The organism is Filobacillus milosensis (assembly GCF_004402015.1).
Taxonomy (GTDB): Bacteria; Bacillota; Bacilli; order Bacillales; family Alkalibacillaceae; genus Filobacillus; species Filobacillus milosensis.
Window position 1 is genome coordinate 82,571 of the sequence record NZ_SOPW01000013.1, and the last position, 8,364, is coordinate 90,934.

At 35.2% G+C, this 8,364-nt stretch carries 12 protein-coding genes and 1 riboswitch; of the genes, 9 read left to right on the forward strand and 3 right to left on the reverse strand.

The genetic code is table 11. The features are described 5' to 3' along the window. The first annotated feature begins 126 nt into the window (after positions 1-126). From E3U55_RS12130 to queE, 8 genes are all read left to right on the forward strand, one after another. A complete protein-coding gene (locus tag E3U55_RS12130; RefSeq protein ID WP_228547554.1) occupies positions 127-888 on the forward strand; it encodes a lytic transglycosylase domain-containing protein in 762 nt (253 codons plus the stop codon). Between the two features lie 156 nt (positions 889-1,044). Beyond that, positions 1,045-1,533: a GNAT family N-acetyltransferase gene (locus E3U55_RS12135; RefSeq protein ID WP_134340745.1), complete on the forward strand. Its 489-nt coding sequence runs from the start codon at positions 1,045-1,047 to the stop codon at positions 1,531-1,533. 96 nt (positions 1,534-1,629) lie between these two features. Further along, a complete protein-coding gene (locus E3U55_RS12140; RefSeq protein WP_134340746.1) occupies positions 1,630-2,652 on the forward strand; it encodes a DUF3231 family protein in 1,023 nt (340 codons plus the stop codon). A 102-nt stretch (positions 2,653-2,754) separates the two neighbouring features. Continuing rightward, positions 2,755-3,084 carry an ArsR/SmtB family transcription factor gene (locus E3U55_RS12145; protein ID WP_228547557.1) on the forward strand — a complete coding sequence of 110 codons (330 nt, stop codon included), beginning with the start codon at positions 2,755-2,757 and terminating at the stop codon, positions 3,082-3,084. After that, positions 3,077-3,781: a PDZ domain-containing protein gene (locus E3U55_RS12150; protein WP_134340748.1), complete on the forward strand. Its 705-nt coding sequence runs from the start codon at positions 3,077-3,079 to the stop codon at positions 3,779-3,781. Before E3U55_RS12145 ends, E3U55_RS12150 begins: the two co-directional genes overlap by 8 nt. A 78-nt stretch (positions 3,782-3,859) precedes the next feature. After that, a riboswitch (PreQ1 riboswitch) is annotated at positions 3,860-3,904 on the forward strand. A gap of 86 nt (positions 3,905-3,990) precedes the next feature. Next, a complete protein-coding gene (gene queC / locus E3U55_RS12155; protein ID WP_134340749.1) occupies positions 3,991-4,659 on the forward strand; it encodes a 7-cyano-7-deazaguanine synthase QueC in 669 nt (222 codons plus the stop codon). Beyond that, a complete protein-coding gene (queD, locus tag E3U55_RS12160) occupies positions 4,659-5,126 on the forward strand; it encodes a 6-carboxytetrahydropterin synthase QueD (protein WP_134340750.1) in 468 nt (155 codons plus the stop codon). The genes queC and queD overlap by 1 nt, the downstream gene beginning before the upstream one ends. Beyond that, positions 5,119-5,847 (forward strand): 7-carboxy-7-deazaguanine synthase QueE, encoded by a 729-nt coding sequence (queE, locus tag E3U55_RS12165; RefSeq protein ID WP_134340751.1) that lies wholly within the window; start codon positions 5,119-5,121, stop codon positions 5,845-5,847. The genes queD and queE overlap by 8 nt, the downstream gene beginning before the upstream one ends. A 17-nt stretch (positions 5,848-5,864) precedes the next feature. On the opposite strand, the gene E3U55_RS12170 is transcribed toward queE, so the two are convergent. Continuing rightward, entirely contained in the window at positions 5,865-6,719 is an 855-nt protein-coding gene (locus tag E3U55_RS12170) for a protein-glutamine gamma-glutamyltransferase (protein WP_134340752.1), read from the reverse strand. Between the two features lie 121 nt (positions 6,720-6,840). Beyond that, entirely contained in the window at positions 6,841-6,987 is a 147-nt protein-coding gene (locus E3U55_RS17395) for a hypothetical protein (RefSeq protein ID WP_153801942.1), read from the reverse strand. Between the two features lie 199 nt (positions 6,988-7,186). Here E3U55_RS17395 and E3U55_RS12175 point away from each other — a divergent pair, with 199 nt between their 5' ends. Then, positions 7,187-8,143, forward strand: a complete 957-nt coding sequence (locus tag E3U55_RS12175; RefSeq protein ID WP_194840908.1) for an alpha/beta hydrolase — start codon at positions 7,187-7,189, stop codon at positions 8,141-8,143. Positions 8,144-8,165: 22 nt separating this feature from the next. On the opposite strand, the gene E3U55_RS17715 is transcribed toward E3U55_RS12175, so the two are convergent. After that, a partial coding sequence (locus tag E3U55_RS17715; protein ID WP_228547555.1) for a hypothetical protein occupies positions 8,166-8,364 on the reverse strand: 199 nt, incomplete at its 5' end.

Below are 8,364 nucleotides of genomic sequence, written 5' to 3' on the forward strand. Positions count from 1 at the left end.
ATAAATGAGCCTAATATTTGCGTTAGTCCTAATATTCTTCCAAAAAATTCCCTTAAAAGTGGTTAAAACTTATCGATTTGGGTTATAGTCTTAAGGGTGTTTGTTTGAAAGGTGGAATTATATATTATGTTTAAAAAGTTATTTATCGTACAAAGTGTCATGATGGTTGCTTTAGGTACCTTCTGTTGGTCACTCATTCAAGAAAGACAAGAAGTAGCTTTAGAAAAAAATAAAATGGCACTTGAAAAAGAATCAATTGAAAAAGAATATAAAGAATGGAAAAAGACATATCAAAACCGCTTGAATGAAATGGAAATCATTATAGCTGCGAATTCCAAAGAGAATGAAGACGTACAGTTGGTCAGTATGGACAAGAATGATGTAGGTACCATCCATTATACGGATTGGATTGAAAAGAAAAAATTCGCAGAAATAGTTTATGAAGATAGTGAAGGCAGATTTAAGAAGGATTGGGGAATGTTTTTACATTCCAAAGCTATTGAAAAAAGCGTAGATCCATTTGTAGCTTATGAACTGTTGAAAATAGAAACTGGCGGCACTTTCGATCCTGATTTAGTTGGTCCAGATACTAAATATGGGAATGCGAGAGGAATTGCACAAATCATGCATTCAAACACAGCTGAATGGTTGGCTTCGATGGCTGGTTTAGAATATAAAGGTAAAGAAATGTTATTTGATCCATATTATTCGATGGAATTATCTGTTGTATACTTAGATTTCTTATATAGAAGATACGGCAACTGGGCCGAAGCATTGACAGCTTATAATCGAGGCATGGGTGGATTAGAAAAATACAAACTTGAAAATGGACATGCCCAAAGCTCTTATGCAACTACCGTTATTGAAGGAACAAAAAACTTCAGGTAAATTATATAAAGTTCTTTTTCAATTGAACAGAAAAAATTAGGCTTTAGAGGTGCATTAAATATGCATCTCTTTTTTTATATGGATGAAATAAAGGAGATATGACTGTTAAGTAGAAGTTAGTTTTAAAAGGTATTTGTACGTAAAGGTGGTAAAGTTATGTCTTATGAAATTATTAAGGCTACAAGTAATGACCGAGAGCTGCTTCAGAATTTACTTCAACTTTATTTTTATGACTTCTCTGAGTTTATTGATATTGATCTAGAAGAAAATGGAAGGTATAAATCTTATCCATATTTAGATGCTTATTGGGAAGAAGATAATCGTTTTCCATATCTGATTAAGTATAATGATCAATTAGCTGGGCTTGTGTTGGTTAGATGGATTGAGGAAGATTCCAGGTCGTTTTTTTCAATAGCGGAATTCTTTATTATGAAGAAATATCGACGATTAGGTCTAGGGAAGCGAGTTGCAATAGATATGTTCCAAAGGTACAAAGGGAAATGGGAAGTATTTCAAACAGATACTAACATCCCTGCTCAGCATTTTTGGAAAGGTGTGATTGATGAGTTTACTGGTGGTAAGTTTACGAATCGCCATGATAAGAAAAATGACTCCAGGGTGACGATTCAGGAATTTGTTAGTTAATATATCCTTATCAACAAAAGCTATAAATATTTATCATATGTTATCTCTTTTTGGGCAAATTATAGCTTAACATCAAGTTTATAAAGAGGGATATGTATGGAAACTAATGATTACAACTTAAATACGTTAACAGCATCGGAAGTCACGAATTTATGGAACACTTATATGAATGATTCAGGAGCGATTTGTCATTTGAAATATGAATTAGAGTTAGTCGAGGATGAAGACATTAGATCAGTATTACAATTTGCTCTGGAAATCTCAGAAAAAAATATTGCAGAAATTAAAAGTATTTTCACGCTAGAAAATTATCCAATACCTCATGGCTTTACATTAGATGAAGATGTAGACATCACGGCCCCTAGGTTATTTACAGATGTTTATTTCTTGTACTCGGTAAGCCAAATGGGTAAAATCGGTATAGGAAATTTTAGTATGGCATTAGCATCTGCTGTTCGTGACGATGTCTTTCAATTCTTTAACCGTAGTTTGAATGATTCGCTCAAACTCGTTGAAAAAACTAAACAAGTTTTGTTATCAAAAGGTCTTTATACTCGATCTCCTTTTTTACCTAAACCAGAAAGCATTGATTATGTTGAGGAGAAAAGTTTCTTATCTGGTTACTTTAAAGAACAAAGACCTCTTACTGGATCAGAAATAATGAATTTGTATGCAAATTATGAACGGAACGCATTGGGTGCTGTAACGATGATTGGTTACAGCCAAGTCACTCAAAATAAAGAAGTGACAGATTTTTTTATTAAAGGTAAAGAGATTGCAAATAAACATTGTGAAATTTTTAGTTCATACTTAAAAGATCATGATATATCTGCGCCAACAACTTATAACTCAGAAATTACGGATTCAACCACTTATGTATTTTCAGATAAAAAGATGATGTTTTATGCGACGACCTTAACTGCATTGAGTATTGCCTATTACGGATCGAGTATTGCACAAAGTCCGAGAAGAGATATTGGCACAATGTATAGCAGACTAATTGCTGAACTTTTAAAATTTGCAGATGAAGGCACTCGATTAATGATAAAGAATGGATGGTTGGAAGAGCCTCCAAGAACAGTTGACCGTAATGAATTAGCTCACAAAAACAATAAATAAATTTTGCGTTACTCTCAGTGATTGAGAGTGACGCTTTTTAATTATTTGACATTTCCTAAAATTAGTTTAATATATAACTAAATGGTTATATATTTTTTGGAGGTGTTAACAACGAGCAATATTTATCGTGCACTTTCAGATTCAACACGTAAACGAATTTTAAGTCTTCTTGCTAAGGAAGAGAAAACCCAAAAACAACTTGTTGAATACTTCAAAGTCTCGCAGCCGGCTATCAACAAACAGCTTAAAATCCTTAAAGAGGAAGACCTCATCACAGAGAGGAAATCTGGGAGGTATAGATATTATTCTTTAAATAGACCTGTTTTTTCAATGGCTTATCAAAAAATGATTGAAGAAATCGGTCAGATGTTAGATCAAACATTACATGGATTAAAAGATTTTGTTGAAAGTGAGGAGAAGGAGATTGACTAATTTAGTTTCTGTAAAAAGAAGTATTTGGGTGAACACTTCTTTAGAAAAGGTTTGGAATGCGTTAACTAGAGAAGAGGATTTACTGAAATGGTATACATGGGAATGTGATCTTGACTTCAGAGAAGGTGGAAAAGGGTTTTATAACCATGGTTGGGGTGCCTATAGTTCAGGTACCTTTGAAGACATTGTAGAATTAGAGCGGTTCGTCCTTCGTTCTGGGGAAAATCAGAGAACGATTACAACGTTGAAACCTGAGAAGGGTGGCGTAACAGTTACTATGGTATATGAAATGCCTGACATGGAAAATATGGATTTCATTAGTGAAAACATGGCCTTTGGTACTGATCAATTTATGAAGAATTTAAAGAGTATGTTAGAAGAAAATAAAGATTTAAGGTCTACATTTTGGAAATCCTGGATTGGCGTTAACCATATTTCAGCACAAAATCAGGGTAGCAAAGTTTTATCAGTAAAAGAAGGAACGCCTGCTGATCAGGCTGGGTTAAAGAAAGGTGACATTATTTTAAAAGTCAACGGAGAAGACATTCAGGATTTTCAACAGCTAGAGTCTATAATTACTTCAACTAAAACTAATGAAACAATGAACCTTAAGATTCGACGAGGAAATGAAACGCTTGAAAAAAACTGCATGACTGTAGAGTTTCCAAATGAATACCACAAAAAAGTAAACGTATAGAATTATGTTGCTATTGATATCATGACATGATCAACGTATAATGTACTACGAATTAAAAATTAATAAAGTCTGCATTCTGCAGGAGAGGTTCTAGCTACACCCTCTATAAAAAACTAAGGATTAGAACATACCTGGACCTTAGGTATGTTTTTTATTTGTTTTTGGGTGACTGGAATTCTCTTTTTCATTAGTGAAAGGAGAATTTTTTTATGGAAAAAAATAATAAAGCAGTAGTTGTATTCAGTGGAGGCCAGGACAGTACGACCTGCCTGTTTTGGGCACTTAAAAAATATGATGATGTCGAGGTTGTAACATTTAATTATGGTCAACGTCATGACGAAGAAATTGAAGTAGCAAAAGAAATCGCTAATGACTTAAATATCAGACACCATATATTAGATATGTCTTTATTAAATCAACTGGCACCAAATGCATTAACACGTGACGATATTGAAGTCACAGATGGTGAAGACGGTGAGTTGCCTTCTACATTTGTTCCTGGACGTAATCTTTTATTTGTATCGTTCGCAACGATTTTGGCAAAACAAATTGGGGCTAAGCATATTATTACAGGTGTCTGCGAAACGGATTACAGTGGCTACCCTGATTGCCGTGATGTGTTTATCAAATCACTAAATGTTTCTCTTAATTTATCCATGGATGATGATTTCGTTGTTCATACACCACTAATGTGGCTGGATAAAGCTGAAACATGGAAGTTAGCAGATCAACTAGGTGCGTTTGATTACGTTCGTGAAAAGACATTATCTTGCTACCATGGTGTTAGAGGTGACGGCTGTGGTGAATGTCCGGCATGTCATTTAAGACAAAATGGATTAGAGACTTACCTCAAACAACTCAAAGAGGTGAAGGCATAATGTATGGTTTTACAATTGTAGAAAAGCTTGAAAAAATTGATCAGGACATTCAACGCCACGAGTTAAAGTACCACAACAAGCGTGTCCTTGTGAGTAAAGAATTTACCTTTGATGCCGCGCATCATCTTCATTGTTATGAAGGTAAGTGTAAGAACTTACATGGACACACGTATAAAGTCATTTTCGGAATTAGTGGGTACACGGATGAAATTGGGTTAGTCATTGATTTTGGAGATATAAAGAAAATATGGAAAGAGCAAATTGAAGTTCATTTAGATCATCGTTATTTAAATGACACCTTGCCAAATATGAATACGTCCGCTGAAAATATGGTCGTCTGGATTTATGAAAAGATGGAAGAAGCACTTAAAAAAGACCCGAACGATTGTCGAGTAGAATTTGTTAAATTATATGAGACTCCAACAAGTTATGCTGAAGCGCGAAGGGAGTGGATGAGAGGTGAATAAATTCCCTGTTCTTGAAATTTTTGGACCAACGATTCAAGGTGAAGGAATGGTTGTTGGTCGAAAAACCATGTTTGTTCGAACAGCCGGCTGTGATTATAGCTGTTCGTGGTGTGATTCAGCTTTTACCTGGGACGGTAGCGCAAAAGATGAAATTGAAAGGTTAACAGCGGAAGACATTTTTGCTCGATTAAAAGAAATTGGCGGGAACCAGTTTGACCATGTAACTGTATCCGGAGGGAATCCGGCTCTATTAAAGAAACTCCACGAGTTAATCGATCTTCTTCATGAAGCGGGAATAGAAGTGGCATTAGAAACTCAGGGCAGCCGTTGGCAGGAATGGTTCACGGATATCGATGATTTAACTATTTCACCTAAACCACCGAGTTCAAAAATGTTAACTGACTGGGGAATTTTGGATGATATAGTTGCTCGATTAAGAGAAGGTGATCGACTTTCACATACAAGTTTAAAAGTCGTTATTTTTAATGATGAGGATCTTGCATATGCTGAAAAAGTTCATGAACGTTATCCGAATCTTCCTTTTTATCTTCAAGTTGGAAATGATGAACTTGAAGAAAATCAAGCACCTAATTTGGCACAGCATCTTTTAGATCGTTATGAGTGGTTAATTAATCGAGTTGTTGAGTCTTCTAAATTGAATAAAGTACGCGTTCTCCCTCAAGTGCATGCACTTGTTTGGGGAAATAAACGTGGAGTATAAATTACGCCCCATTCTCATCATGAGAATGGGGTATAGTTATAGATTTGGTCTAGATAGTTAGAATAGGTTCGACACGAAATGGATGTTTTATTGTGTAGAACAACAATGTTTTGAAGTTTGTAGGCAGGGTTTCTCGATTGATAAGATAGTCTTGCAAGATAATCAAAGGATGGTCTTGTGATTGTGTCTTCAAGGAATGCTGATGTTTCACTACCAGGAGATCTCCTCTTATTTAATGCCTGAATGATTTGGCTAGCTGTCAATATCCCTAATCCGTGGCCAAAATAGGTGCCATCTCCAAGAACGACAGCATTTTCTCCTCTCCACCAATCGGTAGCTGGATTAACATCAGGGTTTTTGAAATAAACGACATCACCGGGTATTAAATGGTTCGTACGAACAACATGAATTCTTAGATCACGATCAGAGTGCCAGCTGTATAAATATAAATTTTGAAAGTAATAATTAAATAAGTCTTCTCCGAGGCTCATTAAAACAGCGCGGTAATATATAATTAGCATTGCTGTTGCGCATTCAAAACCATATAACGAACTGTTGTTAAATATATCCTCTATAGCTTCTGATGGATTGACCCCTGACTTCAATCGAAACCCACCCACTATTGTTAAGCTCCAATAATCAGGGTTACAACGAGAATTTTTGAAGGTTTCAAAATCAACTTCACTCTCATTCATTGCTATTGCGCTAGCAATGATGTTTTTTCTTAAATTAAGTTCGAATGTTAATTCACTGATGGATCGGTAAGAATGAACCTTTGAATCTTCCATTAATTTTTCTACAATCAATCGCTCGATACTGTTTGGTGACCAGTTATCAATTTGTTTAAATATTCTCCCCGATACTCTTATCATAAATTCCCCTCATTTCATGCAAAGTACCGTTTCTGTTATATTATTCTCAATTAAAGTAGGTGTGTGTCTCATAAGAAAAAAAGACAATCCTTTTTGTTTGTAAGGATTGTCTCTATACATATTACAGATTCTTATGTTCAGAATGGTGGTCTTGATTATATTCATAGGCAATGAGTATTAAACCAGTTTCAGACTCTGCCTGTTTAAGTAATTCCTTTTGTTCAGGTGTTAAATGTGCTAAATCATAATCTTCTTTTTCATGATTCATATCATCACCTCCTTCATTATACTGTTGACTATATGCTGATCTATTATGCGAATATAAGGCGAAACATAAGAAACCGTAATGGTTTGAGCTTTAGAATTAAGAATTTTTTGATTATGTAAACAAATACCAACAATTTTCACAAGAAATTATCCCGAATTTTCTGTATAATATAGGTAGACAGCAATGAGGGGGACTTTAATTGAATAAAAAGAGGTGGGTGAAAATCGGAGTAGGTTTTCTAGCATTTCTACTCATTGTAGATGTGATTGCTAGTTTCTACTTTTACGATTTAGCCATTAAGAGGGAAGAGAAAGATTTTTTACAAGATAATGATGATCTGGTTGTATCAAGAGAAGCTATGGATGTGTTTGTGAGTGGTGGATGGCGAGATTGGGTGGACAATCAAGAGTTCGATTACTGGGAGCTTGAATCATTCGATGGTTTAAGGCTTCAAGGTTACTATTTAGAAGCTAAAGAACCAACTAATAAAACCGTTGTCTTCGCTCACGGATACTTAGGACGTGCACGTGATATGGGGTTATATGGAGAGCATTATTATGAAGACCTCGGTTATAATATCTTATCTGTGGATTTACGTGGGCACGGACAAAGTGATGGAGATTATATTGGGTTTGGTTGGCACAGCCGTTTAGACTTAGTAGATTGGATAGACAAACTATTAGAAAGACAGGGTGATGATGCTGAAATCGTCTTGCATGGTTTGTCTATGGGAGCATCTACTGTTCTAATGAGTAGTGGGGAAGACCTTCCTGATAATGTGAAGGGGATTGTAGCAGACAGTCCTTATACAAGTGTGCATGATTTATTTAAATATCAGATGACTCGTATGTTTAATTTACCGTCATTTCCAATCTTAAACACGACAAGTATAGTGACAGAAGCAAAAGCGAATTATTCGTTGAAAGAGGCGTCAGCTCTTGATCAAGTTAAAAAAACGGATGTGCCAATTCTTTATTTCCATGGCAATAGTGATGACTTTGTTCCAACACGTATGACGCGTGAGTTATATAAAAATACAAATAGTGAAGCTGAATTAAAAGTATTTGAGAAATCTGGTCATGGAGAAGCTTTTGCGATTTATAAAGATGAGTATATTAAAGTGTTAAATGAATTCTTAAATGATCAAATAGATTAGTAGGAAGGCTGAGATTACGATTTCAGCCTTTATTTATGGTATGAAGATAGGCAAATAAGTTTTTAAAATAGGCAAATAAAATTTTTGAAAGAGCAAATAATGAACTTCTGTCAATAAAATGGACATTTTTCACCCTTAGTTTGGCGAACCTATTTTTCTTCCGCACGACGTTGAAAACGTCGCTTGGAGGCCCTGCCATGAAACAATCGTTTTGGAAAAAA

What these genes read in the sequence shown, in the direction of transcription:
- E3U55_RS12130 (WP_228547554.1), top strand. Translation starts at nt 127, where the DNA reads ATGTTTAAAAAGTTATTTATCGTACAAAGTGTCATGATGGTTGCTTTA.
- E3U55_RS12135 (WP_134340745.1), top strand. Translation starts at nt 1,045, where the DNA reads ATGTCTTATGAAATTATTAAGGCTACAAGTAATGACCGAGAGCTGCTT.
- E3U55_RS12140 (WP_134340746.1), top strand. Translation starts at nt 1,630, where the DNA reads ATGGAAACTAATGATTACAACTTAAATACGTTAACAGCATCGGAAGTC.
- queC (WP_134340749.1), top strand. Translation starts at nt 3,991, where the DNA reads ATGGAAAAAAATAATAAAGCAGTAGTTGTATTCAGTGGAGGCCAGGAC.
- queD (WP_134340750.1), top strand. Translation starts at nt 4,659, where the DNA reads ATGTATGGTTTTACAATTGTAGAAAAGCTTGAAAAAATTGATCAGGAC.
- E3U55_RS12170 (WP_134340752.1), bottom strand. Translation starts at nt 6,719, where the DNA reads ATGATAAGAGTATCGGGGAGAATATTTAAACAAATTGATAACTGGTCA.
- E3U55_RS17395 (WP_153801942.1), bottom strand. Translation starts at nt 6,987, where the DNA reads ATGAATCATGAAAAAGAAGATTATGATTTAGCACATTTAACACCTGAA.